We start from the raw sequence: 25,012 nt of genomic DNA on the forward strand, positions 1-25,012 counted from the left end.
CGCGGCGTCCACCGCTCCGTCCAGGCCCTCGAACGCGACATCCGCGCCTGGGTCGCCGACTGGAACACCGACCCCCGGCCCTACGTCTGGACCAAAACCGCTGACCAGATCCTCGAATCCCTCGCTGGATACATCCGACGGATCAAGGACTCAGGACACTAGGGTGGCGCAGCCGATTCACCGACGGACCCGCCGGGTCACGAGGGGTGCGGTTCTCCTCGCGGGGCGGAGCCCGGTACGGCCGGATGGACCGGGTGGACCCGGACGAGGGGGAGCAGTCGCCGGTGGTCCGCCGGGTCGAAGCTGCCGGCGAGCGGGGCCAGCACGGTCGCCGCGGAGAGGGCGACGGCCTCGGCCAGCCGCTCCGGCCACGGGGTTGCGGCGACCAGGCCCGCGGTGAGGGCGGCGACCGCCGAGTCACCGGCGCCGGTCGGGTTGCCGCGCGCGTCCTCGGGCGGGCGGGCGCGCCAGTCGCCCTCCGGTGTGCTGGCGAGCAGCCCGCCGGGGCCGAGGGAGACGACCACGGCACGGGCTCCGGCGGCGCGCAGCAGCCGGGCGCCGGTGAGGGGGTCCACCGGGCCCGCCGTCGCGGCGAGTTCGGCCGCGTTGGGCTTGACCAGGGCGGGGCCGGCGGCCAGTCCGGCGAGCAGGGCGGGCCCCTCGGCGTCGAGGACGGCGGGCACCCGCGCCTCGGCGGCGAGGGCGACCAGCTGTCCGTAGGCGTCCGGTGGCACGCCGCCGGGCAGCGAGCCGGACAGGACGACGGCCCGGGCGGTGCGCAGCAGTCGGCGGTAGCGGACGGTGAAGTCGGACCATTCCTCGGCGGTGACGGTGGGGCCGGGTTCCAGGTAGACGGTCGCGTCTCCGGTGGCGTCCTCGACCACGGCGACGGTGCGCCGGGTGGGGCCCGCGATCGGTTGGAGTGCGTCGCGCAGCCCGGCGGCGGCGAGGTCGGCCCGCAGGGCCTGCCCGGTGGCGCCGCCGACCAGGCCGGTGACCACGGTGTCGTGACCGAGCGCGGCGAGCACCCGGGCGACGTTGACGCCCTTGCCGCCGGCCCGTTCGGTGACGGCCCCGACCCGGTTGCTGCCGTGCCGGGCCACCCGGTCGAGGCGGTAGGTGACGTCCACGGCGGTGTTGAGGGTGACGGTGAGGATCACGGCGTGCCTCCGACGGGCGACGGGGCTTGGACGAACGGGTCCCCGGCCGACGGGCCCCCGGCCACCAGCAAGTCCCGGGCCAGCAGGTCCCGGGCCAGCAGGGCCGCGCCGAGGCAGCCCGCGCTGCGGCCGTGTTCGGCGGCGACCAGCCGGGGCGGGGTGCGGAAGGCCAACCGCTCGGCGAGTGCCGTGGCCAGCGGGGCGAGGAGGTCCGCCCCGGCCCGGGCGAGGCCGCCGCCGATCACGATCCGCTCCGGGTCGAGCAGGGTGACGGTGGCGGCCAGGCCGTCGGCGAGGGCCGCCACCGCCTCGGCCCAGACCTGGGCGGCGACGGGCTCGCCGGCGCTCGCCCGCCGGTGCACGTCCTCGGCGCCGAGGTCCGGGGTGCCGGTGAGCCGGGCGTGCCGGCGGGCGATCGCGGAGGCCGAGGCGACGGTCTCCAGGCAGCCCCGGCCGCCGCAGGCACAGCGCTCGCCGCCGGGCCGTACGACCAGGTGGCCGAGTTCGCCCGCGATCCCGCGCGCGCCGCCCTGGGCGCGGCCGCCGGTCACCACGGCGGCGGCGATGCCCGTGCCGACGGGGACGAAGACGAAGGAGTCGCTGCCGCGCCCGGCGCCGAGGCGGGCCTCGGCGAGGCCGCCGGCCCGGACGTCGTGGCCGAACGCGACCGGGAGGCCGAGGTGTTCGGCCACCCGGTGGCGGAGCGGGATGTCGTGCCAGTCGAGGTTGACCGCCTTGACCACCGTGCCCGCGCTCTCGTCGACCAGGCCGGGCGCGACGACGCCGACGGCCCGGGGCGGGGCTCCGGCCCGCCGGGCGAGTTCCGCGAGTTCGGCGGCGCAGTCGAGCACGGTGTCGATGACCGCGCCACCGCCGCGGGCGGGCCGGGTGGGCCGGCGCTCACTGCGCAGGACCGTGCCGTCCTCCGCCACCACGGCGCCCTTGATCTCGGTGCCGCCGATGTCCAGGGCGATGACGTTCTCGGCGGCGACGTGGGCCATCGATCCCCCTGCTCGAATCTGCAATGAGTTGCTTGAAGCTGAGCAAAAGATAGGGCAGTCGATCAACTTTGAACAAGAGGGCAGCCGCGGCCCGGGGAGCGGGACGGTCAGAACGCGATGCGGTCAGAAGGCGATGCGGACCTTGAGCGCCGTACGGTCGTCCATCGCCCGGTAGCCGTCCGGGACGCCGTCGAGGTCCACGGTGCGGTCGAAGACCGCGCCGGGGTCGATGGCGCCGGAGAGCACGTCCGGGAGCAGTTCGGGGATGTAGGCGCGGGCCGGGGCGACGCCGCCGGCCAGCGAGACGTTCCGGTCGAACATCTGCGAGATGTCCACGCCGGCCGAGCCGCCGTGCGGCACGCCGACGTAGCCGACCGTGCCGCCGTCGCGGGTGATGGAGAGGGCCGTCCGCATCGACTCCTCGGTGCCGACGGCCTCCAGCACGGCGTGCGCGCCGAGTCCGCCGGTCAGCTCCCGGACGGCCTCGACCGCGGCCTCGCCGCGCTCGGCGACGACGTCGGTGGCGCCGAAGTCGCGGGCGATCGCGGTGCGCCGCTCGTGTCGGCCGAGCGCGATGATCCGCCCGGCGCCCAGTCGGTGGGCGGCGAGCACGCCGCACAGGCCGACCGCGCCGTCGCCGACCACGGCGACGGTGGCACCGGGGCGGACCCGGGCGGAGACCGCGGCGTGGTGGCCGGTGCTCATCACGTCGGAGAGGGCGAGCAGGCCGGGCAGCAGCTTCTCCTCACCGGCGGCCTCCTTCGGGAGCTTCACCAGCGTCCCGTCGGCGAACGGCACCCGCACCGCCTCGCCCTGGCCCCCGTCGGAGCCGACCGACCCCCAGAAGCCGCCCTCGGGGCAGGAGGTGTGCAGGCCCTCGCGGCAGAACCCGCAGGTGCCGTCCGACCAGACGAACGGGGCGAGCACGAAGTCGCCCGGCGCGAAGCCGGTCACCTCGGGGCCGACCGCCTCGACGACGCCGAGGAACTCGTGCCCGATCCGCTGCCCGGGGACCCGGGCGGCGACGCCCCGGTACGCCCACAGGTCGCTGCCGCAGATGCAGGCGTTGACCACCCGCACCACCGCGTCGGTGGGCCGCCGGACCACCGGGTCGGGCACCTCCTCGATCCGGATGTCGTTGGGGCCGTGGATCACGGTGGCGCGCACGAAGACACTCCCGTACTGCTCGGGGACTGGGGTCGGGCCGTCAGGTTCGCCGTCCGCACGCCCCCGCGTCCAGCTACATCTCCTACAGCAGGCCCTTAAGCTGGACTGATGCTCGATGTCCGACGGCTCGTCCTCCTGCGCGACCTGGAGGCGCACGGCACGGTGACCGCCGTGGCCGAACTCCACCGCGTCACGCCCTCCGCCGTCTCCCAGCAGCTGCGGCTGCTGGAGGAGGAGGCCGGCACCGCCCTGCTGGAGCGCACCGGACGCTCCGTCCACCTCACCGCGGCCGGGCACCGGCTGGCCGCGGACACCGGGGCGGTGCTCGCGGCGCTCGACGAGGCCGGGGAGCGGCTGCGCACCGGCGCCGGGGAACCGACCGGCCCGGTGCACCTGGCCTGCTTCCCGAGCGCCCTGGTCCCGGTCGCGGCCCCGCTGGGCGAGGCCCTGGAGCGCGCCCACCGCGGCCTGGAGGTGCACATCACCGAGGCCGAACCCGAGGCCGCCGTACGGCTGCTGCTCCAGCGCCGCGCCGACGTCGCGCTCGTCTACCGCTACACCAACCTCGCCGCGCCCCCGTACCCCGGCATCGAGACCCGCACCCTGCGGACCGATCCGCTGGTCGCGGTGGTGCGGGCCGACCACCCGGCCGCCGGCCCGGCGACGACCGCGGGCGGCGCGGGGGCGCCGGTCGACCTGCGGGAGCTCGCGGACACCTCGTGGATCACCGCCCCGCCGCAGACCCCCTGCGGGGACGCCGTCCTCCAGGCCTGCCGCTCGGCCGGCTTCACCCCGCGGGTGCGGCACACCTGCACCGACTTCGCCGCCATGACCGCCCTCGCCGCGAGCGGCGGCCACACCGTGCTGATCCCCCGGATCGCCGCCGACCGCCTCCCGCCGACGCTGACCGTACGACCGGTGTCGGACGCCACGCTCACCCGCACGATCGAGACCGCGGTCCGCCAGGGCACGGCCCACCAGCCGACGATCGCCGCCTGCCTCGAAGCCGCCGACCGGCTGGGCTGACCACCGCGGGGCGCCGGAGAGCCGCCTCGACGGAGTCAGCCCGCGAGCGGCGGATTGAGGCGGGCGAAGGCCTCCTGCCGGCGGTACGGGAAGTACGGGTAGGGCGCGGTACGGGCACTGGCGGCGTCCAACCGGGCGACCTGCTCCGGGGTCAGCGACCAGCCCACGGCGCCGAGGTTCTGCCGCAGCTGCTCCTCGTTGCGGGCGCCGATGATCACGGAGGAGACGGTCGGGCGGCGCAGCAGCCAGTTGATCGCGATCTGGGGGACGCTGCGGCCGGTCTCGGCGGCGACCTCGTCCAGGGCGTCGACCACCCGGAACAGCAGGTCCTCCTCGACCGGCGGGCCGTAGTCGGCGGTGTCGTGCAGCCGGCTGCCGGCCGGGAGCGGCTCGCCGCGGCGGATCCGGCCGGTGAGGCGGCCCCAGCCGAGCGGGCTCCAGACCAGGGCGCCGACGCCCTCCTGCTCGGCGAGCGGCATCAGCTCCCACTCGTAGTCCCGGCCGACCAGGGAGTAGTAGACCTGGTGGGCCGCGTAGCGGGGGCGGCCGTGGCGCTCGGCCAGGTCGAGGGACTTCATCAGCTGCCAGCCGGAGAAGTTGGAGACGCCGGTGTAGCGGATCTTGCCCGCGCGGACCAGGTCCTCCAGGGTGGCCAGCACCTCCTCGATCGGGGTGGCGGCGTCGTAGGCGTGCAGCTGGAAGAGGTCGAGGTGGTCGGTGCGGAGGCGGCGCAGCGCGTCCTCGACGGAGCGCAGAAGCCGGGCCCGGGAGGTGCCGGCGTCCTGGGGGCCGTCGCCGAGCGGCAGGCCCGCCTTGGTGGAGATCAGCACCTGGTCGCGGCGGCCGCGCAGGGCCTGGCCGAGCACCTCCTCGGCGGCGCCGTCGGAGTAGACGTCGGCGGTGTCGAAGAGGGTGACCCCGGCGTCGAGGGCGATGTCGAGCAGGCGGCGGGCCTGCTGGACGTCGGTGCTGCCCCAGGCGCCGAACAGCGGGCCGCGGCCGCCGAAGGTGCCGGTGCCGAGGCTGAGGGCGGGGACCTTGAGGCCGGAGGCGCCGAGGCGGCGGTACTCCATGCCGGTGGGTGCCGTGGTGGTGGTCGTCATGACGGTTCTCCCCTCGGAGCCACTAATGGGACTCCCGTTCCGTTAGGATGTCTCGAAGCTAGCAGACTCCACCCAACTAATGGAACAGGAATCCCGTTAATGGTCGACGAGCCCGACACGCCCTCCACCCCCGGCACCGTCCGCCCCGGCGGCCGCACCGCCCGGGTCCGCGCCGCCGTCCTGCGGGCCGCCGAGGACGCCCTGGTCGAGCACGGCTTCGCCGGCCTCGACCTCGGCGACCTCGCCCAGCGCGCCGAGGTCGGCCGCACCACCGTCTACCGGCGCTGGGGCAGCACCACCGCCCTGGTCGCCGACCTGCTCGCCGACATGGCCGAGCAGTCGCTGCCGCGCACCCGCAGCGGCTCGCTCGCCGAGGACCTGCGGGCCAACGCCCGACTGGTCCGGCGCACCCTGGCCGACCCCCGGCAGGGCGCGCTGTTCCGCGCCGTCCTGGTGGCCGCCAACGGCGACCCGGGCACCGCCGAGGCGCTGCGGCACTTCTACCGGCGCCGAGTCGAGGAGTGGGCGCCGTGCGTGACCGAGGCCGTCGAGCGCGGCGAACTCCCGGCCGACACCGACCCGTTGGAGGTGATCCGGGCCGTCTCGGCGCCGCTCTACTACCGGATGCTCACCACCGCCGAACCGCTCGACGAGGCGGCCGCCGACCGGGCAGCGGCCGCTGCCGAGGCCGCCGCCCGGGCGGGGGCGTACCGACGGGCCGCGAGCTGAGACGGCCGATCGGGAGCAGCTGCGTTCCGTCACCTGGTTGCCGGTCAGCGACTGCGGAACGCAACCATCCTTCGTAGCGTCATGGCCATGACGATCACCGTACGAGCCTCCCTGCTCGCCGTCCTGGCCACCGCAACCCTGGCGGCGGGCGCAAGCCCCGCTTCGGCCGCCCCCGCGTCCGTGTCCGTGCCCTACTACGACCAGCAGCTCAACGACGACTGCGAGGCGGCCGCGCTGCGCATGCTCCTCGCCGCCCGCGGCGTGAGCGCCGACGACCAGCAGATCCTCGACCGGATCGGCGTCGACCGGGAGCACCCCGAGTTCGGCCACTCCGGCCCGCTGTCCGGCGACCCCTACGTAGCCTTCGTCGGCGACCCGGACGGCTCGGAGTCGGCCGGCACCGGCTTCGGCGTCTACTCCCCGCCCGTCGTCGCCGCCGCCCGCTCGTACGGGCTCACCGTGCGCCAGGACGGCTCGGGCGTCTCCGTCCAGCAGCTCAAGGACCAGCTGGCCGCCGGCCACCCGGCGATCGTCTGGGTGGACTACCACTGGCGGCGCCTCCGGAGCACCACCTACACGGCCTACGACGGCCGGAGCGTGCTGTACGCCGGGCCGGCCGAGCACACCGTCGTGGTCACCGGGTTCGGCAACGGCAGGGTGTCGGTCAACGACCCCGCCCGCGGCCGGACGACCGTGTCCGAGGAGTCCTTCGCCGACGGGTACGCCACCTACGGGCAGATGGCGGTGGTCATCGACTGACCGGCGCCCGCGCAGCCTGTGAGCGATGTATGAGTTTTTGGCAAGAACCCGCCCCCGAACCGCCCCCGTGGCGCATTGCCCCAGGTCAACCCCCGATACTGACTCCCATGGCACGGCTATTCCTGTTCGAGGACGACGACTCCGCACCCGCGGCCCCGGCGCGCGGCCCGCGCTGCGGCTGCTTCGGGCCGCGGTGAGCGCCGCCGCCCCGGACCCCGCACCGGCCGCCGCGCCCCGACCGTCCGACGACCCGCCGCCGCGCCCGGGCCCGCACCCGCCGCGGCTGGTCCGGCTGCGCCGCGCCGTCGCCGGGCTGCGGCCACGCCTGCTGGTGGCCTTCGTCGCCGTCGCCGCCCTGAGCGCGCTGGCCACCGCCACCCTCACCTACCGGGCCGCCACCACCTCCACCCTCGACCTGACCAAGGACACCGCCCTGGACGAGCTGCGCCGCCGCGTCGACGTGCTCGCCCCGGCCCTGCCCTTCCCGCCCACCCAGGGCGAACTCGACCGCCTGGCCGCCCAGTTGTCGGGCACCGGCGGCTTCCGCGACTGGCGGGTGCTGGCCTCCTACGGCGCCGAGCACTCGGAGTGGACCCAGCCCGTGGCCGTCCCGTCGGCCCTCCAGCACACCGTCGACACCGGCCACGCCGCGTTCCAGCGCTTCGCCGCCGACGGCCACCCCTGGCTCGCCGTCGGCGTCCCCGTCAGCTACGCGAAGGGCGGCCCCGCCGGGGCGTCCGGGCTCACCGTCTACGCCCTGCTCCCCCTCGACCGCGAGCAGAGCGCCGCCTCCGCCCTGCTCGCCGGCGCCGCCGGGGCCGGGGCCTTCGCCGCCGTGCTGGCCGCCGGACTCGCCCTGCTGGCCGCCCGCCAGGTGCTGCGGCCGGTCCGGGCGCTCGGCGACGCCGCCCGGGCCCTGGCCCAGGGCCGGCTGGACACCCGGCTGACCGTCACCGGGCACGACGAACTCGCCCAGCTCTCCAAGACCTTCAACCACACCGCCCGCACCCTCCAGGGCACCATCGAGGAACTGCGCGCCATCGAGTCCCAGGGCCGGCGCTTCGCCGCCGACGTCTCGCACGAACTGCGCACCCCGCTGGCCGCGATGCTCGCCGTCACCGACATCCTCGACGAGGACGCCGAACAGCTGCCCGCCGACACCGCCACCGCACTGCGCATGATCAGCAACGAGACCGTACGACTGACCAGGCTGGTCAACGACCTGATCGAGATCTCCCGGCTGGACGCCGGGGCCGCCCCGCTGCGCACCGAGACCGTCGACGCCGCCACCGCCGTGCGCGAGACCCTCGACCTGCGCGGCTGGGGCGAGCAGGTCGACCTCGACCTGCCCGCCGCCCTGCCCGTCCGGCTCGACCCGCGCCGCTTCGACGTCGTCGTCGCCAACCTGGTCGGCAACGCCCTGCGCCACGGCCGCCCGCCGGTGCGGCTCGCCCTGCGGGGCAGCGAGGAGGAACTGGTGCTCACCGTCACCGACCACGGTCCGGGCATCCCGCCCACCGAACTCCCGCACCTGTTCGACCGGTTCTACAAGGCCGACAAGTCCCGGGCCCGCTCCGAGGGCAGCGGCCTGGGCCTGGCCATCGCCCAGGAGAACGCCCGGCTGCACGGCGGCCTCATCGAGGCCGCCAACGTGCCGGACGGCGGAGCGGTGTTCACCCTCGTCCTGCCCCGCGGACTGGACGGGGAGGAGGAATGGTGACCCTCCGCCGACTCGTCCCGCTGGCCGCGGTCCTGCTGCTGACCGGCGGCTGCTCCATCTCCACCACCGGCTCGGTCCGCAGCGGCCAGCCGGCCACCGGCGTCCAGCCCGGCACCCGGCTGTACTTCCTCGACCAGCACGGCATCCGGCCCGCCATCCGGCCGAGCGCCGAGCGCGAGGACCTCCAGCAGACCCTGGACACCCTGCTGGCCGGGCCCGACCCGACCGAACGGCGCACCGGGCTGTACAGCGACCTCCCCAAGGACGGCCGGGTCCAGGCCACCGCCACCCCCGGCGTGGTCACCCTGCGGCTCTCCTGGCCCGCCGCCTCGCTGTCCGCCCCCGCCATCCAGCAGCTCGTCTGCACCACCGAGGACGCCCCCACCGCCGGCCCGGTGCCGAGGGTCGCCATCGTCAGCAGCGACGCCCCCTCGGCCATCCAGCAGCAGTGCGACCTGCACCGCACCGGCTGAGCGAGGGGGCGTCGGACCGGGGGCACGAGGGCCGGGACCGGTTCGGAACGGGCTCTGACATACGGTCACGAACTTTTGGAATGGCCCGGTTCGGGCGAGTTTCGGAATCTCCGATATACACTGCACGGGCACCGTGGAAAGAGCGACAGGAACCGTCTTTCCGTCGATCGGACAAAAGGCCGAACCGTTGAATCCAGAGGCGATCCTTTTATCGGTTTTTACCCCGGAGGGCAGGGAGAATCCCTACCCGGCCCTGGCTGGACTTCGAGAGCTGGCGCCGGTTTATTATAGTGCGACGATCGGCTCCCATTTCCTGACCACTTTCGCGGGATGCCAGTCCGTTCTCGCCGGTCCGGATTTCCTGGTGCCTGACCGGGAGTGGTGCGAGCGGGAAATCCCGGATGCCCTCGGCCGCCCTGCCGCCGACTTCTTCTACTCCTCGATGCTGGCCACCAACCACGCCGCCCATGACCGACTCCGTCGACTGGCGGCCCGGGAGCTGAGCGCCCGTCGGGTCGCGGCACTGCGGGCCAGGGTCGAGGAGCTCGGCACCGAACTGCTGGACGCCTTCGCGGAGACCGCCGCCGGTGGCGCGGTCGCCGACTTCCACGAGTTGGTCGCGTCGCCCCTTCCGGTCGCGACGGTCGGCGAGCTGATCGGCGTGCCGCGTGCGGACCAGCAAGACCTGAGCCTGCTCGGTGACGATGCCGCCCGGCTGCTGGAACCCGTCCGCACCCCGGAGGACTGGGCCCGGGCCGACCGGGGGGTGAGCGGGTTGCGGGAGTACTTCGCCGGGCTGCTGCGCGAGCGCCGTTTCCGGCCTGCCGACGACCTCGCCTCGGCCCTGGCCGCGGGCTCCCTGACGGACGGCGCCGGGCTGACGGACGACGAACTCGTCGACGTGCTGGTCCTGGTGTTCGCCGCCGGCTTCGAGACCACCGTCGCGATGCTCGGGATGGCGGTGTACGCCCTGCTCAGCCATCCCGACCAGTGGGCCCTGCTGCGGGCTCGCCCCGACCTGGTGCCGGCGGCGCTGGAGGAGTCGCTGCGCTGGGACGCCCCGGTACCGATGACGGAACGCATCACGGCACGGGCCACGGAGGTCGCCGGGGTCCCCCTGCAGGCCGGAGCGAGCGTCATCACGGTGATGGCGGCCGCACACCGGGACCCCGAGGTGTTCGCGGATCCGGACGCCTTCGCGGTCGGTCGGGCGGACGGCCGGGTGCTGGGTTTCAGCGCCGGCGCGCACTACTGCGTCGGCGCCGCGCTGGCCCGGCTGGAGGGATCCGTCCTGCTGCGCCAACTACTCGACCGCTTTCCGCGGCTGACGCTGTCCGGCCCGCCGACCCGACGCACCTGCGACGGTCTGCGCGGCTTCACCCGCCTCCCGCTGGCCCTGGCCGGCTGACCCGCCCCCACAGTCCCGACCACAGCCCTCGGAGGAACCGGTCCCGTGCGCTTCCTGCATCGCGAACGTGCCGCCCTGGAGACCCACCTGACCGGCTTGGACGCCGCCCTGGCGGCCCAGCCCCTGGAGCGCCTGGAGAGCGCCCCCAGCCCGGCGATCGGCGCGTTCCGTGCCGCCGGCGGCCCCGGCCTGCTGGTACCCCGTGCCCTGGGCGGCAAGGGCGTGAGCGCCCTGGAGGCGGTGCGCGTCCAGCGTGCGGTCGGGGCCCGCTGCCCCTCGCTGGCGGTGGCCACCACGATGCACCACTTCTCGGTGGCCGGACTGGTCCGCGCCGCCACCCCGGGCGCTCCGGAGGAGCGGTTGCTCGCCTCGATCGCCGCCGACGGCCTGCTGCTGGCCTCCGCCTTCGCGGAGGGCCGGGCCGGGCAGAACATCCTCAAACCGCACATCACCGCCCGTCGCCGAGGGGAGCAGGTGGTGCTGAACGGCAGCAAGATGCCGTGCAGCCTTTCCCGTTCGATGGACCTGCTGACGGCCTCGGTGCTGCTCGCGGACCAGGACGGCGTCGAGCGGCTGGCCGTCGCGCTGGTCCCCGCCTCCACCCCGGGCATCGAGGTGCGGCCGTTCTGGCGCAACGCGGTGCTGGCCGGCGCGGAGAGCGAGGAGGTGGTGCTGACCGAGGTCGAGCTGGACCAGGAGATGGTCCTGGTCACCGAGGTCACGGCCGACGCGGTACCGGACGACCTCAACACGGCGGGCTTCCTCTGGTTCGAGTTGCTGCTGACGGCCGGCTACCTGGGCGTGGCCAGCGCACTGGTGGAGCGGGTGCTGACCAAGCCCGGCGGCCCCCCGCAGGACCCGACCGGACCCCTGGTGGAGGTGGAGGCCGCGATGCTCGCGGTGGAGTCGGTGGCCCGCGCGATGGCGGACCCGGACCAGCCCTGGGACGACGGCCTGCTGGCGGCCGCGCTGGCGGCCCGCTACGCGGCGGAGGACGCCATCGCCCGCACCACCCGCGGCTGCCTGGCCGCCCTGGGCGGAATGGCCTTCGTCGGCTCGGCCGAGGGCAGCTACCTGGCCTCGGCGGCGGGGGCGCTCGGCTTCCACCCGCCCGCCCGGGCCCGGATGGCCGGCCCGCTGCGCGAGTACCTCGACGGCCGCCCGCTGCGGATCGGATGACGGGCGTGAGCGCCGCGGCCGGCTACCAGGTCGAGGTGGTGCGCGGCGTCGACGCGCTCCCGGAGGGCCTGTGGGAGCGCCTGGCGCCGCCGGACGACCCGATGTGGTCGCGCGACGTGCTGCGCGCGATGGAGGCGTCCGCGATCGGCCCGGACGGGTACGCCCACCTGGTGCTCCGTCAGGACGCCCCCGCGGAGCCGGAGCCACTCGCGGTGCTGCCGGTCAGCCTGTTCCCGCGGCTGCGGCTGGACGAGGTGCTCGGGGCCGACGGCCGACGACGCCTCGCTCCGCTGCGGCGCCTGCTCCCCGGCCCGCTGACGGTGCCGATGCTGTTCTGCGGCCACCTGCTCGGCCAGGGACACCTGCTGACCGACCGGCGGCTGCCGCCGCCGGCCCTGGACGCGCTGGTCGGCGGGGCGCTCGCGATGGCCCGCCGGGAGGGGCTCGGCACGGTGGTGTTCAAGGACTTCGCGCCGGTCGAACTGGCGGCGCTGCGGCCCGCCCTGGCCGGCGCCGGCTTCTTCTTCCTGCCCGCCCTCCCGGACACCGAACTCCGCCTGGGCCCGGGAGGGTTCGAGGACTACCTGACCCGCCTGCCCGCCAAGGCGCGGCGCAACGCGCGCAGCAAACTGCGCCGGGCGGCGGCCTGGCCCGGGCTGCGGACCGAGGTGCTGGAGGACTTCGCGTACCTGCTGCCGGAGATGCTCGGGCTGTACCGACAGGTGATGGACCGGGCCGACCAACGGCTGGACGTGTTGGACGCCGACTTCCTGGCCGCCGTCCACACCGGGCACTCGGCCGGACGCCGACTGGTGGCCTGCTTCGAGGGCGAGCGGCTGGTGGCCTTCCTCCTCTGCCTGTTCGCCGGGACGGGCGCCACCGGAGCCCGGATCGGCCTGGACTACCGGATCGCCCACGACGCCGGGCTCTACCACGCCGTGCACCACGCGGCGATCCGGCTGGCCATCGACTCGGGATGCACCCACATCCGGTTCGCCCAGACCGCCTACCAGCCGAAGGTCGAGCTCGGCTGCGACCTCGTCGAGCAGTGGTACGCGATGACGCAGCTCCATCCGCTGCGGCGGGCCCTGCTGCGCCGGATGCTGCCCCCGGCCCTGACCGCCGCGAGGGCGAAGGCCCTCGGGCCGCACGCCGAACACGTCCCCCCGTCCCTCCCTGAACCGAAGGGGTTGTCCCGTGCCGCACGTTGAGGTGGACCTGCCGATCGCCGCGCCGCCGGAGCTGGTCTGGGCGGCGGTGGTGGACGTGGAGTCGTACCAGCACTGCATGGAGAGCGTGGACGAGGTGGTGGTGGTCGAGCGGACCGACGAACGCCACCGCACCACCGCCTGGTCGGTGCGGCTGGAGGGATCGGTGCTGCGGTGGACCGAGGCGGAGGTGATCGACCCGGCGGCCCGGCGGTTCGACTTCCGCCAACTCACCGGGGACCTGGGCGAGTTCTCCGGCCACTGGGCGGTCAGGGAGGTGGCCGACGGCGGCAGCCGGGTGGAGCTCTGTGTCGACTTCGACATCGGCATCCCGCTGCTCGCGGAGATGCTCAACCCGATCGCGGCCGACGCCCTGCGGGAGAACGCCGAGCAGATGCTGACCGCACTGCGCGCCCGGCTCGTCCCGGTCGCGGTGGTGGCCCGATGACGCGTGGCCCGATGACGCCGACCGCCGCGACCGAGGTGTTCGACCAAGTGCGCCGGCACCTGTCCGGGAAGCTCGCGCTGACCAGTGGCTTCGCCGGGCGCGGTGCGGTCGAGACGGCCGCCGAAGGCACCAGGGTGACCCTGTCCGACGGGCGCCGGGTGCTGGACTTCGGCTCGTACGCCGTCACCCTGCTCGGCCACCGGCACCCCGAGGTACTCGCCGCCGTCCACCGGCAGCTGGACGCCATGCCCACCGCCACCCGGAGCCTGGCCAACCCCGTGGCCGCCGACGCGGCCGGCCGGTTGGCGGCGCACCTCGGGCACGCCCTGCCGAAGGTCCACTTCGGGCTGAACGGCTCGGACGCGGTGGAGGTCGCCGTCAAGCTGGCCCGACTGGCGACCGGCCGGGAGCGGGTGCTCGCGGTGTGCGGCGGCTTCCACGGGAAGTCGCTCGGCGCCCTGGCCCTGACGCACAGTCCGCTCTACCGGGTCGGCCTGCGCGGCTGCGCCGTGGAGGTGGCGCACCTGGACCCGCAGGACGCGCGGGCCTTCGCCCGGGAGCTGGCGGCGGGACCGGTGGCCGCGCTGGTGTTCGAGCCGGTCCAGGGGGAGAACGGTGCGGTACCGCTCCCGGTGGAGGTGCTGCGCCGGTGGTGCGCGGATGCGGTCGAGCACGGGGCGATGGTGATCGCCGACGAGATCCAGTGCGGCCTGCGCCGCTGCGGTGAGCCCTCGCTCGCGCTGGCCGAGGGCCTGCCGGTGGACGGCGTGCTGCTGGGCAAGCCGCTCGGCGGCGGCGTGGTCCCGCTGTCGGCACTGGTCAGCTCGGAGCGGCTGTACGCGCCGCTGGAAGCCGATCCGTTCCTGCACTCCGCGACCTTCGGCGGACACCCGCTGAGCTGTGCGGCCCTGCCGCCCGCGCTGGCGGCCATGGACCGCCTGGCCGGGCACGGCCGGGTGCTCTCCGCCCTGCTGGACTCCGGCCTGGAGCACCTGCGCGCCCGCCACCCGGAGACGGTGCGCGAGGTGCGGGGGCGGGGTCTGCTGCGCGGCGTCGAGCTGGATACGCCCGCCCACGCGGGCGCGACGGTCCTCGAACTCGCCGCCCGTGGCCTGCTGGTCTCACCCTGTCTGGGCCGCCCGACCACCATCCGGCTGCTGCCGCCGCTGGTGGCCACCGAGGCCGAGCTCGCCGAAGGTCTCGGCCTCCTGGACGAGGCCCTGACCGCCGTGGCCGCCCGATGAACCCCGCACCCTCAGGAAGGAGTGACATGCCCACGCGTGAGGAACTGGCCCTGATGGTCCGGACGACGATCTCGGACGTGCTCGGCACGGAGGTGGAGGAGGTGCACGAGCGCACCAGCCTGTCGGCCGACTACGGCATCGACAGCCTGGAGCTGATGGAGATCGGCTCCCGCCTCGAACGCGCGCTGGCCCTGCGGATCGAGGTCGAGGACCTGACCCGGGCCGAGGACGTCGGCCAGGCGATCGACCTCCTCACGCTCCGGACGGGGGACCGGTGACGGCGAACCGGGGTTCCAGGCGTCCGGACGGCGGCCACCGGGTGGCGGTCACCGGGATCGGGGTCAAGTCTCCGGCGGGCACCGGCGTGCAGGAGGCCTACGAGTCGGTGCTCAAGGCCCGGCCCACCGCCGGGGTGGTCGACCTCCTGGTGCAGCGGGGCGTCTCGGTGACCATCGCCTCGCTGGTGCCTCCGTTCGACGTCGAGGCGTACCTGACCCGCCGTGAGGCCCGGCAGATCGACCGGGCCGCGACCCTGCTGCTCTGCGCGGCCTCCGACGCCGTCGCCGCGGCGGGCCTCACCGACGGCGGTCCGCCGCCGGACCGGGTGGGCGTGCAGATCGGCACCGGCATGGGCGGTCTGGCCAGCATGGAGCAGGTGACCACGGACCACTGGGACAGCCCCGGCGGCCTGCCGGTGCACACCGTGCCGCGCACCATGGCGAACTCCGCGGCCTCCCGCCTGGCCCTGCGCTACGGCCTCCGGGGTGCCTGCACCACGTACTCCTCGGCGTGCGCCAGCGGCACCACCGCGATCGGCGAGGCGGCCCGGCGGATCCGCTACGGCGAACTGGACGCGGCGGTGGCGGGGGGCGTGGACGCGCCGGTGACCACGGTGATCGTCGGCGCGTTCGCGAAGATGCGCGCCATGTCGGCGCGCAACGGCGAACCGGCCCTGGCCAGCCGCCCGTTCGACGCGGACCGGGACGGCTTCGTGATGGCCGAGGGGGCCGCCGTCCTGGTGCTGGAACGCTGGGACGCGGCCCTGGCGCGGGGCGCGGCGATCCTGGGCGAGGTGGCGGGGTACGCGGACAACTGCGACGCCTTCCACATCGTGGCCCCGATCGAGGACGGCGAGGTGGCGGCCCGCTGCATGCGACGCGCGATCGCGGACGCGGGGCTGGCACCGGCGGACATCGGCCACGTCAACGCGCACGGCACCTCGACGGTGCTCAACGACCGGGCGGAGGCCCGGGCGATCGAGCGCTGCTTCGGCGCCGGAGCCCTGCCCGTGACGGCGATGAAGGGCGTGACGGGCCATCTGATCGGCGGCTCCGGAGCGTTGGAGGCAGCGCTCGGCCTGCTCTGCGCGACCCGGGGCGAGGTGCCCCCGATCGCGAACCTCGGCACCAGCCCGGAGGCCGACCTGGTGGACCTGGTCCGCTCCGTGCCGCGCGGCATCGCACCGGCGCCGGTCCTCTCCAACTCCTTCGGCTTCGGCGGCCAGAACGCCTGCCTGGTGCTCGTCCCCGCCTGACCTTCCCCGATTCCCCCCTCGTATCCCCTCCTCGTTCCGGGACGTCCCATGCGAATCCTCCTGACCGGCGCGACCGGTGTGGTCGGCACCGAGGTCACCGGCCTGCTGCGGGCGGCGGGCCACACGCCCGTGCCGGTGGCCCGCCGAGCCACCGTCGACGCCTCGGTCGCCGAGGCCTCGGTCCGCTGGCGGATGGGGGCCGAACCCCCGCCGGCCGAACTGGCCGGCCACTGGGACGTGATCGTCCACGCGGCGGCCACCACCCGCTGGACCCTCACCCGTCCGGAGGCCGTCGCCGCCAACGTGGAGCCGCTGCGGGCAGTGCTCGCCCTGGCCGACCGGGACACCCACCTGGTGCACGTCTCGACCGCCTACGTCGGCGGCACCCGCAACCCCGGCGACCTTCGCAGCGCGCAGTTCGAGGGCTATCGCAACGGCTACGAGTGGTCCAAGGCCCGCTGCGAGGACCTGGCCCGGGCCGAGCACCCCGGACCGCTCACCGTGGTCCGCCCGCCGCTGGTCGTCGGCCGCAGCCGGGACGGGCGGATCGCCCGCTTCTCGGGGCCGTACACGATCCTCCAGGCCCTGGTGTCCGGCCTGGCCGCCGTCGTGGTCGGTGACCCGGACGGCTACGCCGAGATCAGCCCCGTCGACCAGGTCGCCCGGGTGATCGCAGCCGCCGGCCTCGCCGAGCCCCCGCCGACCCCACGCACCGAGGTGATCGCGGCAGGCCCGGCCTGTCTGACGCTCTCCGCCCTGCTCGACGTCATCTGCGACACCCTCAACTCCTGCCGCGCCGCCCACGGGATCGCCCCGGTGGAGCGCCCGCCGCTCGTCCCGACGGAACGCTGGAACCGCTTCTTCCTGCCCCTGGCGGACCGTCACCTCTCGCCGTTCCAGGCCCAGGCCGTCAAGCTGCTCGCGATGTTCCAGAGCTACACCTCGATGACGGAGCCCTTCACCCCCACCCATCCGGTCACCGACCCCGCCACCGTGATGGCCACCGCCGTGCGCCACTGGGCCGACGCCAAACCCCGTCTCGCCCTGGCCCGCCCGCAGCCGTGGACGGCCCTCACCACGGCCTCCTGACCCGACGTCACGGCCGGACCGGGCGGCAGAGCTGCGCTCCGGCCGAGGGTCGACTCGGCTTCAGAGTGGCAGCAGCTGGGTGACGTCGTGGCGGTTGCCGCCGGTCAGGGTGATGGCCGGCGGTGTGCCGTGGCCGTCCGTGATCACGTGGTGCTTCGAGCCCGGTCGGGCACGGTCGACCATGGCCACCTCGCCGTTCTGTCAGCTCCTCTTAGAAGAAGGAGTCGTCGTCCTCGTAGTAGTTGTTGACGACCACCTGCGGCTCGTCGTCGCTCAGCGCCTCGTTCAGCAGCACGCCGCCGACCAGGCCGGCCGCACCCGCGCCGATCATCGCGCCGGTGCCGAAGCGGCGGCCGCCCTGCTCCTGCTGCTGGGCGGGCACCTGCGGCTGCGCCTGCTGCGGGTAGCCCTGCTGGGGGTAACCGGCCTGCGGCGGGGTGTAGAACGGCGGGACGGTGGTCTGCACCCGCTGGGCGCAGGCGGCGCAGGTCTCGACCTGGCGCGGCACGCCCCACTGCGGCTGCCACAGCACCACGGCCGAACCGGCGCCGTGGGTGGGGTCGAAGAAGCACGTCACGGGTGAACTCCCTGTAGCTGGCTGGGTCTTCGGAACGGCGGGGACGACCGGCGGCGCCGCGGGCGCGACCGGTACGGGCGCGGAGACGGAGGCAGGGGCAGGGGCCGGAGCCGCCGGCGCGGGCTGCAGGACGTCGACCCCGAAGTCGGTGGCGATGCCCGCGAGCCCGGAGGCGTAGCCCTGCCCGACCGCGCGGAACTTCCAGTCCGCGCCGTTGCGGTAGAGCTCGCCGAACACCATGGCCGTCTCGCTGCCCGTCTCGGGCGTCACGTCGTAGCGCGCCACCTCGGTGCCGCTGTCCGCGTCGACGACCCGCACGTACGCACGGCGCACCTGGCCGAAGCTCTGCCGCCGCTGCGCCGCGTCGTAGATCGCCACCGCGAAGGCGACCTTCTCCACCTGCGCCGAGACGTCCCCGAGCCGGACCTCGATCCGCTCCGCGTCCTCGCCGCCCCCGCCGGAGCCCAGGTGGCGGACCGCGCCGTCCGGGCTCTGCAGGTTGTTGAAGAAGACGAAGTGCTGGTCCGTGAGGACCTTCCCGGACGGGCCGCACAGCAGCGCGCTGGCGTCCAGGTCGTACCCGGCTCCGGCCGTCCACCCGAGGCACACCCGGACGGACCGCACGCCGGGCGCCTGCCGGGCCAGGGAGACGTTGCCACCCTTCGTCAGGGCCACACTCATGGGGTTTCCTCCACCACCGTCCGAATCACGCTGTTCGACCACGACAACGCTGTAGAGCTCACGCCGGTTCCCGCCCCTGCGACCCGATGCGGACGGGGAGTTCCAGCAGGCCGCGGGCGCGCAGCGCGGGGCGGTGGCGCAGCTCCTCGGCCGGGGCGTCCAGGGCCAGGTCGGGGAAGCGGCGCAGCAGGTGCCGGACGGGCAGCCCGTCCGGGCCGGTGACCCGGTGCACGGGCGCCTCGGCGCGCAGCGCGGCGTAGGCGCCGTAGGGGTCGCTGATCAGGGACTTCACGGTCGGATCGAGGGGTGTCACCCGCTCAGCCTACGGGTACGGCGCAGGCACCCTGGCGGGGTGTCAGCCCGCCGCCTAATGTCAGTGGCCATGACAATGACCCGCCGCGCCGCGAGCTCCGCCACCCGCCGCGCCGCCCTGGCGACCGCACTCGTCGGCACCCTCGCCGCGCTGCTCGCCCCCGCCGCCGGGGCCCAGGCCGCACCGGACGGCTGCCGGACCGTCACCACCGCCCCGCCGGACGCCGAACAGGCCCGGCTGCAGGACGCCCGGACCGCCGTCTTCACCGAGCGCTCCGGCCTCGCCGACCTGCTCCACGGCTTCCCCGCCGCCCTCTGCGCCGCCCGCACCGCCCACCGCGCCCAGCGGGTGGTCGACAGCTGGGGCCGCAAGCTCTGGCAGGCCGGCCTCGACCGCGCCCAGGGGCGCCGGCCCGGCGGCGAACTGCCCGCCCTCGACGACCGCCCGCTGTACTGGGCGCGACTCGCCATGACCGTGCAACTCGCCCAGTGGCAGCCCCGGTTCGACGTCGACCACGCCGGACTGCGGGCCCGCTTCGAGGACGCCTCGCGCGGCCTCGACGACGGCTTCGCCGACGAACCCGAGCCCGGCGTCCGACGGATCTTCGTCAGCGGCTTCGACCCGTACGGCCTGGACACCGAAGCGCGCCGCGCCAACCCCTCCGGCGCGGCCGTGCTGCAACTGCACGGGCAGCGGATCACCCTCGCCGACGGCAGCACCGCCGAGGTGCGGGCCGTCGTCCTGCCGGTGCGCTACCGCGACTTCGACCAGGGCATCGTGGAACGCGCCTTCGGCCCCCACCTGGAGCCCGGCGGCCCGCAGTCCGCCGACCTGATCACCAGCATCAGCCAGGGCTACCCGGGCAAGTTCACCCTGGAGGCCTGGGCCGGCCGCGCCCGCTCCGCCGACCCGTACACCGACAACGCCGCCGCGCTCTCCGGCGGCACCCGGCAGCACCCGGTGGACGCCCCGGGCCTCGCCGACGGCCCGGAGTTCATCCGCACCACCCTGCCCACCGACGCCATGACGGCCGTCCAGCAGCCCCACCCCGTGCTGCTCAACACCCCCGTCACCGAGATCCCCGCGGGCGCCACCGCCCCGGTCGACCGCCCCGACGGCCCGACCCCCGGCTCCCGCGCCGTCGCCGGGGGCGGCGGGGGCTACCTCTCCAACGAGGTCGCCTACCGCTCCAACCGCCTGCGCCTCGACCTCGACCCCGCGCTGCCCGGCGGCCACCTCCACACCCCGGTCCTCACCGGCCTCCCGGACCGGCAGGACCGCGTCACCTCACCGGAGTTCGAGCACAACGAGGCCGCCGTCGCCGCCCAGGTGCGCGCGATCCTGAGCAGCGCGCGGCTCTGAGCCGACGAACCGCTGGGCCCGGGCCCTGCCGTGGGCCCGGGCTCAGCTGGACGGGCTCAGGCCGGGCGGGCGAAGCGGGTGCCCGCCGCCCGGGCGCGCGATTCGGCGATCTCGGCGTAGGCGGCGTCCCGGCCCGCCCAGTGCGAGCCCTCGACCGACGTGCCGCGCTCCAGGTCCTTGTAGACCTGGAAGAAGTGGGTGATCTCCAGCAGGTCGAACTCGCGCAGGTCGCCGATGTCCCGCAGGTCGGCGTAGCGGGGGTCGCGGGCCGGGACGCAGAGGACCTTCTGGTCGGGTCCGCGCTCGTCGCGCATCACCCACATCCCGACCGCCCGGCAGGTGAGCACGCAGCCGGGGACGGCGGGTTCGCCGCCGAGGACGAGCGCGTCCAGCGGCTCCCCGTCGCCGCCGAGGGTGCGTTCGACGTACCCGTAGTCTGCGGGGTAGCGGGTGGCGGTGAAGAGGGTGCGGTCCAGCCTGATCCGGCCCGCGTCGAAGTCCATCACGTACTTGTTGCGCGATCCCTGCGGGATCTCGACCATCACCTCGAACTCCGCCGGCTCCACGGGCTCCACGGGCTCCACTCTCGCCTCCTCCACTGGTCCTGGGGAGATTGTCCGCCGTCAGGGCGCCGTGAGCGGCCACCGAAACGACACCCGTCGTTCGGGCCCGGCCGATAGCATCCGCACCATGGGGAGCTGGCAGGTCACGGTCATGAACCACCGCCGCGAGCCCGGCGGCCGTCCGCAGGGGCGCCCGGCGGGGCCGCTGGCGCGGCGCGAGGGCTGGACGCTGCACGGCGGGGACGGCGAGCTCAGCTGGGTCGACGCCGCCGGCGAGGTCCGCTGGCGCCGCCCCTGCCCGGGCCGGCCGAACGCGGCGCACCTGTCCGCCGACCGGGTGCTGGTCACCACCACCTCCTTCGACTACACCGCCTGGGGCCACCTCGGCCCGGCCCTGCTGCTGGACCTCGCCGACGGCACGCCGGTCGCCGAGCTGCGCGGGGAACGCGGTGCGGCGCTCGGCGACGGGCGCTTCGTCCTGGGGCTGGAGGGCTACGGCCACTTCGACACCAGGGCCCACGACCGGGACGGCGCCGTGGTCGACTCCTGGCGCAGCTTCGGCCACTACGTGGTCGGCACGGCCGGACCGGCCGGCACCGGCGGCCTGCGGGTGGTGGAGACCGACCGCCGCCACCCCACCGGCAGCCGGGTGGTGCGGCTGCTGCCCGGCGGGGTGGTCGAGCCCGGCCCGCTGCTGAGCGACGCCCTGGCCCCCGAGCCGCTGGTGCTGCCCGACGGCACCCTGCTGGTGCTGGACGCGGGAGTGCTGCGTGCCGTCGGGCGGGAGCTGGACGACGCGGTGCTCGCCGAACTGCTCCCGCTCGACCCCGCCGACCGGCACCGCTTCACCGGTTCACTGCAGCGCGGCCCCGAGGGCCTGACCGCGACCCTGGTCGAGCGCCACCCGACCCGGATGGGCAGCTACAGCTCCCACATCTGGACCCTCGGCCTGGCGGGCAGGTAACTACCGCTGCACCAGCGGGAGTTCGAGCACCGAACCGGACTCGCCGCCGTGCCCGCCGTAGCCGATCCGGTACTGCGCGCGGCCGTCGGCCGGGAGCAGCTGGAAGGAGTCGGGGTTGGCGGCGGCCACGGTGAGCCGGATCCGGTCGCCGGCCCGGAAGAGCACCGAGACCGGCTGGAGGTCGATCACCACCCGCTGCGCCCGCCCCTGCGGGAAGGGCGTGGCGTCGGTGGCCGCGTAGCTGCGGGGCGTGCGCAGCCGCCGCCAGTCGGGGTTGTCGTCGGAGTCGGCCACCGCCCGTTCGGCGAGGGCGAGTTGGCCCTCCGTCAGATAGGTGGCCCGGCCGTCCGGGGTGACGTCCTCCAGGTAGACGTGCAGGGCGCCGTTCGCCGAGCCGGCCAGGCCGGTGACGTCGAGGGTGACCCTGCCGTTGCCGGTGACCCGGGCGGGCTCGGTCAGCGGCGCGGTGGTGTAGCTGAGCAGCTTGCCGTCCACGGCCGCCCGGTCGGGGTAACTCACCTTGCTGCCGCTGAGGTTGGTGTTCCAGCGGTCGAGCGGGCCGGTGCCGGCGGTCGGGTCCAGGCTCAGCAGGTCGGAGCCGGCCGGGCCGCTCCCGGTCCGCCCCTCGGTGAGGGTGTTGCCCGCGCCGAGCCGGAAGGGCCGGGTGCGGGTCCCGGGCACCGGCCAGCGGGTGGTGGTGCGCCAGACGTCCTCGTTGAAGGTGTAGTAGTGCACCTGCCGCCTGCCGTCGGGGCGGGCGCCGTCGCGCACGTAGCGGTCGAAGAAGTCGACCACCCGCTGGTCGTTCTGCTCGTGCTCGGCCGGGGTGAGCGGCCGGGCGGGCCGGAACGGGTCGGCGAGCCAGCCGGCGCCGTGGTTCCAGGGGCCGATCCAGTCGTCCTGGGTGTTGGACAGACCGCTGAACTGGGACAGCACGCCGTTGGCCGTCCCCGCGTCCAGCCAGCCGGCCCGGGTCAGCACCGGGACGGCGCCGTCCTCGACGGCGTCGGTCTGCTCGCCGACGCTGCCGACCGTCCAGCTCTGCGGGCCGTTGCGGTAGTCGCGGTGGACGCCCTGCTGCGCCATGTCGACCAGGTTGGCGTTGTTCGCGTGCTCGGCGCGCGCGGCGGCCATCAGGGCGGGTCCGTCCGGGCCGTCGACCGGACGGGGGGTCAGGCCGGTGAGGCCGACCTGGGCGCAGAGCTGCCGGGTCTGCGCACTGGTCTCGCAGGTGGTGCCGCCGGCCTGGTCCAGGATGCGCAGCAGCAGCGCGTACGGGGCGAGCCGGGGCTCGATCAGCAGTCCGCCGGGGCGGACCAGGTCCTCGTAGGGGTCGAAGTCGTAGGAGATCGGTGCGGCGGCGGTGATGTGGTGGTTGCCGAGGGCGGTGGCGAGCATCGCGGTGTCGCCGCCGTAGGAGACGCCGGTGGTGCCGACCCGGCCGTTGGACCAGGGCTGGGCGGCGATCCAGTCGCTGAGCGGGCCGCTGTCGGCGACCAGGTCCGCGCCCAGTTCGGAGGTCAGGGTGCCGAAGGAGGCTCCGGTGCCGCGCAGGTCGGCGACGACGTAGGCGTAGCCCTTGGCGTTCCAGGCCTCGGCCTCGCCGCTGGTGCCGCCCGACTGGCCGGCCAGGACGCGGGCGCGCCAGTAGCGCTGGGTGACCAGGACGGTGGGCAGCTCGGCCCCGGGTTCGGTGCCGTTCGGGAGGTAGACGTCGACGGCGAGGCGGACGCCGTCGGGCATGGCCACGTAGCGTGACTGGAGGTGGGGTGCGGCGGTGCCGGTGTCCGCGACGGCCGGGGCCGCGCCCAGGCCGAACAGGGTGAGCGCGGCGACGGCGGCCGCGGCGGTGCGGCGTAACCGCCGGTGGGCCGTCCTGCCCCGGCTCATCGGACGGTCGCCTTCCAGGGGCCTTCCTCCGGGCGCGCCTCGGAGTCCGTGTCCGGCCAGGGCGGCATGGTGACGGCGGTGATGCGCAGCGGCCCGTCGGCGTCCTGGTCGGCCCGGAACTGGAAGGCGGTGCCCAGCGGGATCGAGACGGCCGCCCCCGGAACGAGCCGGTGGACCTCCTCCCGGCCGTCCTGGCGCCGCCACAGCTCGCCGCGGCCGGCGGTGACCTGCCACAGCTCCTGCACGGTGGCGTGCGACACGGCGCGGGTGACCTGCCCGGGGGCGAGTTCGAAGACCGCGAGGCTGCCGAGCCCGTCCAGGACCAGCAGCGGGCGGACCACGGCGCCGTCGGGCGCGGTCACCACCGGGGCGGTGGCGGGCTCGGCGCTCTCGAAGGGTTGGTGCTCGGGTGAGGAGGAGTGGTGCGGTGCGGGCTGGTGCACTGGCTGATCGTTCATCCGACGACCCGGCCTCTCTCGTACGAAGGAGTTCCTGGGCTCGTCCCCCGTCGCCGATCAGACCATGCCCGCCGGACGGCCCACCATCCGCAGCGGTCCGTATCCGACCCCGAGAGAACCCCGAGGAGCTCGGCTCCGCTACCCCGAGACTCCCCCGAACTCGCGCACCGCGTCGGTGACGATGGCCTCCAGCCGGGCGTGGTGGGCCCCGCGCCAGTAGGCCTGGCCGCAGTCCGCGCACTGGGCGAAGGCGTCGTACGAGCGCTCGGTGCCGTCGTGCAGCTGTTCGCGCACCGTCGTCTTGCTCACCGTACGCAGCGTGCCGTTGCAGGTGGTGCACCGGCTCCAGGGGGCGAGCGGCGGGGCGAAGCGGGAGAGCACGTCGCGCAGCTGCTCGGCGGGGCGGTGGCTGTAGACGTACGCACCGGCCCACAGTTCGCGGCGGCGCAGCAGGCCGCGGTCGCGCGAGAGCATGACGCGCTGTTCGGCGGCGGAGCGGGCGGCCAGCGCGGCGTCGCCGATGTCGGGGTTCTCGTAGGCGGCGTCGATGCCGAGCAGGCGCAGCCGGCGGGTGAGGGTGCCGAGGTGGACGTCCAGCAGGAAGCGCGGCGGGGCGGGCGAGGGCTGCGGCCGGGCGACGGCGGCGACGCTGACCTGCTCGGCGTCGGCCGGGACGTACGAGCCGGGCACCGGGCGGCCGTCCACCAGCAGGGCGCCGACCTCGGTGAGCGGCACGCCCAGCGACTCGACCAGGTGGCCGAGGCTGGAGGTGCCGTCGGTGCGCAGCGCGGTGCGGCCGGCCCGCCGGGGCGCGGAGACGAAGAGGTGCAGCTCAGGGGCGAGGTCGAGCCAGATCTGGGGTCTGTCCACGCGGCCAGCATGCCAGCGGGCGGCGGGCGGGGGCCAGCGGTTTCCGGGGCCCGCTGCGCGGGGCCCGCGCGGGGGGCTGCGCGGCG

The 25,012-nt window shown here is 75.1% G+C and carries 25 protein-coding genes and 2 pseudogenes; 16 read left to right on the top strand and 11 right to left on the bottom strand.

Features of this window, described 5'->3' with window-relative positions; all coding sequences use genetic code 11:
- A pseudogene (locus ACFXOZ_RS07780) lies at positions 1 to 162 on the top strand (IS630 family transposase); the annotation flags it as partial.
- A 35-nt stretch (positions 163 to 197) separates the two neighbouring features.
- Here ACFXOZ_RS07780 and ACFXOZ_RS07785 read toward each other — a convergent pair.
- The 3 genes from ACFXOZ_RS07785 to ACFXOZ_RS07795 all read right to left on the bottom strand — a co-directional run bounded on the left by ACFXOZ_RS07785 (position 198) and on the right by ACFXOZ_RS07795 (position 3,328).
- Positions 198 to 1,160, bottom strand: coding sequence for a 1-phosphofructokinase family hexose kinase (locus ACFXOZ_RS07785; protein WP_380588352.1), 963 nt, complete (start codon positions 1,158 to 1,160; stop codon positions 198 to 200).
- Positions 1,157 to 2,161, bottom strand: coding sequence for an ROK family protein (locus ACFXOZ_RS07790; protein WP_380588355.1), 1,005 nt, complete (start codon positions 2,159 to 2,161; stop codon positions 1,157 to 1,159). The genes ACFXOZ_RS07785 and ACFXOZ_RS07790 overlap by 4 nt, the downstream gene beginning before the upstream one ends.
- A 123-nt stretch (positions 2,162 to 2,284) precedes the next feature.
- Positions 2,285 to 3,328, bottom strand: a complete 1,044-nt coding sequence (locus ACFXOZ_RS07795; RefSeq protein ID WP_380526750.1) for a zinc-dependent alcohol dehydrogenase family protein — start codon at positions 3,326 to 3,328, stop codon at positions 2,285 to 2,287.
- Between the two features lie 108 nt (positions 3,329 to 3,436).
- Between ACFXOZ_RS07795 and ACFXOZ_RS07800 the strand changes: the two genes are divergently transcribed.
- A complete protein-coding gene (locus ACFXOZ_RS07800; RefSeq protein ID WP_380526749.1) occupies positions 3,437 to 4,354 on the top strand; it encodes a LysR family transcriptional regulator in 918 nt (305 codons plus the stop codon).
- Positions 4,355 to 4,389: 35 nt separating this feature from the next.
- On the opposite strand, the gene ACFXOZ_RS07805 is transcribed toward ACFXOZ_RS07800, so the two are convergent.
- A complete protein-coding gene (locus ACFXOZ_RS07805) occupies positions 4,390 to 5,427 on the bottom strand; it encodes an aldo/keto reductase (protein WP_380526761.1) in 1,038 nt (345 codons plus the stop codon).
- 129 nt (positions 5,428 to 5,556) lie between these two features.
- On the opposite strand from ACFXOZ_RS07805, the gene ACFXOZ_RS07810 reads away from it, so the two are divergent.
- The 12 genes from ACFXOZ_RS07810 (at position 5,557) to ACFXOZ_RS07865 (ending at position 17,248) form a co-directional block, all read left to right on the top strand.
- Positions 5,557 to 6,186 (top strand): TetR/AcrR family transcriptional regulator, encoded by a 630-nt coding sequence (locus tag ACFXOZ_RS07810; protein ID WP_380526747.1) that lies wholly within the window; start codon positions 5,557 to 5,559, stop codon positions 6,184 to 6,186.
- Positions 6,187 to 6,273: 87 nt separating this feature from the next.
- A complete protein-coding gene (locus ACFXOZ_RS07815) occupies positions 6,274 to 6,945 on the top strand; it encodes a C39 family peptidase (protein ID WP_380526745.1) in 672 nt (223 codons plus the stop codon).
- Between the two features lie 193 nt (positions 6,946 to 7,138).
- A complete protein-coding gene (locus tag ACFXOZ_RS07820; RefSeq protein ID WP_380588358.1) occupies positions 7,139 to 8,665 on the top strand; it encodes an ATP-binding protein in 1,527 nt (508 codons plus the stop codon).
- Complete coding sequence (locus ACFXOZ_RS07825; protein WP_380526741.1) at positions 8,659 to 9,138, top strand: GerMN domain-containing protein; 480 nt, start codon at positions 8,659 to 8,661, stop codon at positions 9,136 to 9,138. The genes ACFXOZ_RS07820 and ACFXOZ_RS07825 overlap by 7 nt, the downstream gene beginning before the upstream one ends.
- 364 nt (positions 9,139 to 9,502) lie before the next feature.
- On the top strand, positions 9,503 to 10,546 hold the full coding sequence (locus tag ACFXOZ_RS07830; RefSeq protein WP_380526739.1) for a cytochrome P450: 1,044 nt from the start codon (positions 9,503 to 9,505) through the stop codon (positions 10,544 to 10,546).
- A gap of 45 nt (positions 10,547 to 10,591) precedes the next feature.
- Entirely contained in the window at positions 10,592 to 11,725 is a 1,134-nt protein-coding gene (locus ACFXOZ_RS07835) for an acyl-CoA dehydrogenase family protein (protein ID WP_380526737.1), read from the top strand.
- A complete protein-coding gene (locus ACFXOZ_RS07840) occupies positions 11,722 to 12,936 on the top strand; it encodes a GNAT family N-acetyltransferase (RefSeq protein WP_380588361.1) in 1,215 nt (404 codons plus the stop codon). Before ACFXOZ_RS07835 ends, ACFXOZ_RS07840 begins: the two co-directional genes overlap by 4 nt.
- Positions 12,923 to 13,381 carry a type II toxin-antitoxin system RatA family toxin gene (locus ACFXOZ_RS07845; RefSeq protein ID WP_380526733.1) on the top strand — a complete coding sequence of 153 codons (459 nt, stop codon included), beginning with the start codon at positions 12,923 to 12,925 and terminating at the stop codon, positions 13,379 to 13,381. Before ACFXOZ_RS07840 ends, ACFXOZ_RS07845 begins: the two co-directional genes overlap by 14 nt.
- The gene (locus ACFXOZ_RS07850) at positions 13,378 to 14,625 is read left to right on the top strand and encodes an aspartate aminotransferase family protein (protein ID WP_380588364.1); all 1,248 of its coding nucleotides are present in this window, start codon (positions 13,378 to 13,380) and stop codon (positions 14,623 to 14,625) included. The genes ACFXOZ_RS07845 and ACFXOZ_RS07850 overlap by 4 nt, the downstream gene beginning before the upstream one ends.
- Positions 14,626 to 14,651: 26 nt before the next feature.
- The gene (locus ACFXOZ_RS07855) at positions 14,652 to 14,903 is read left to right on the top strand and encodes an acyl carrier protein (protein ID WP_380526729.1); all 252 of its coding nucleotides are present in this window, start codon (positions 14,652 to 14,654) and stop codon (positions 14,901 to 14,903) included.
- Positions 14,900 to 16,159: a beta-ketoacyl-[acyl-carrier-protein] synthase family protein gene (locus ACFXOZ_RS07860; RefSeq protein ID WP_380588367.1), complete on the top strand. Its 1,260-nt coding sequence runs from the start codon at positions 14,900 to 14,902 to the stop codon at positions 16,157 to 16,159. Before ACFXOZ_RS07855 ends, ACFXOZ_RS07860 begins: the two co-directional genes overlap by 4 nt.
- 48 nt (positions 16,160 to 16,207) lie before the next feature.
- Positions 16,208 to 17,248 (top strand): SDR family oxidoreductase, encoded by a 1,041-nt coding sequence (locus tag ACFXOZ_RS07865; RefSeq protein ID WP_380588370.1) that lies wholly within the window; start codon positions 16,208 to 16,210, stop codon positions 17,246 to 17,248.
- A gap of 63 nt (positions 17,249 to 17,311) precedes the next feature.
- Here ACFXOZ_RS07865 and ACFXOZ_RS07870 read toward each other — a convergent pair.
- The 3 genes and pseudogenes from ACFXOZ_RS07870 to ACFXOZ_RS07880 form a co-directional block, all read right to left on the bottom strand.
- Positions 17,312 to 17,425, bottom strand: a pseudogene (locus ACFXOZ_RS07870) (IS5/IS1182 family transposase); the annotation flags it as partial.
- 34 nt (positions 17,426 to 17,459) lie between these two features.
- On the bottom strand, positions 17,460 to 18,506 hold the full coding sequence (locus tag ACFXOZ_RS07875) for a TerD family protein (RefSeq protein ID WP_380588373.1): 1,047 nt from the start codon (positions 18,504 to 18,506) through the stop codon (positions 17,460 to 17,462).
- A gap of 58 nt (positions 18,507 to 18,564) precedes the next feature.
- Positions 18,565 to 18,819 carry a hypothetical protein gene (locus tag ACFXOZ_RS07880; protein ID WP_380588376.1) on the bottom strand — a complete coding sequence of 85 codons (255 nt, stop codon included), beginning with the start codon at positions 18,817 to 18,819 and terminating at the stop codon, positions 18,565 to 18,567.
- Between the two features lie 69 nt (positions 18,820 to 18,888).
- On the opposite strand from ACFXOZ_RS07880, the gene ACFXOZ_RS07885 reads away from it, so the two are divergent.
- A complete protein-coding gene (locus ACFXOZ_RS07885; RefSeq protein WP_380588379.1) occupies positions 18,889 to 20,181 on the top strand; it encodes a pyroglutamyl peptidase in 1,293 nt (430 codons plus the stop codon).
- A gap of 56 nt (positions 20,182 to 20,237) precedes the next feature.
- Here the strand turns inward: ACFXOZ_RS07885 and ACFXOZ_RS07890 are convergent, their stop codons facing one another.
- Positions 20,238 to 20,723, bottom strand: a complete 486-nt coding sequence (locus ACFXOZ_RS07890; RefSeq protein WP_375884480.1) for an inorganic diphosphatase — start codon at positions 20,721 to 20,723, stop codon at positions 20,238 to 20,240.
- 148 nt (positions 20,724 to 20,871) lie between these two features.
- Here ACFXOZ_RS07890 and ACFXOZ_RS07895 point away from each other — a divergent pair, with 148 nt between their 5' ends.
- On the top strand, positions 20,872 to 21,708 hold the full coding sequence (locus tag ACFXOZ_RS07895; protein ID WP_380588382.1) for a hypothetical protein: 837 nt from the start codon (positions 20,872 to 20,874) through the stop codon (positions 21,706 to 21,708).
- Here ACFXOZ_RS07895 and ACFXOZ_RS07900 read toward each other — a convergent pair whose 3' ends face one another.
- The 3 genes from ACFXOZ_RS07900 to ACFXOZ_RS07910 form a co-directional block, all read right to left on the bottom strand.
- A complete protein-coding gene (locus tag ACFXOZ_RS07900) occupies positions 21,709 to 23,598 on the bottom strand; it encodes a CocE/NonD family hydrolase (protein WP_380588385.1) in 1,890 nt (629 codons plus the stop codon).
- Complete coding sequence (locus ACFXOZ_RS07905; protein WP_380588387.1) at positions 23,595 to 24,056, bottom strand: cupin domain-containing protein; 462 nt, start codon at positions 24,054 to 24,056, stop codon at positions 23,595 to 23,597. Before ACFXOZ_RS07905 ends, ACFXOZ_RS07900 begins: the two co-directional genes overlap by 4 nt.
- Before the next feature lie 138 nt (positions 24,057 to 24,194).
- Positions 24,195 to 24,926: a Mut7-C RNAse domain-containing protein gene (locus tag ACFXOZ_RS07910; RefSeq protein ID WP_375884371.1), complete on the bottom strand. Its 732-nt coding sequence runs from the start codon at positions 24,924 to 24,926 to the stop codon at positions 24,195 to 24,197.
- Positions 24,927 to 25,012 lie beyond the last annotated feature (86 nt).

Source organism: Kitasatospora sp. NPDC059160 (assembly GCF_042755465.1).
In the GTDB taxonomy this organism is placed as follows: domain Bacteria; phylum Actinomycetota; class Actinomycetes; order Streptomycetales; family Streptomycetaceae; genus Kitasatospora.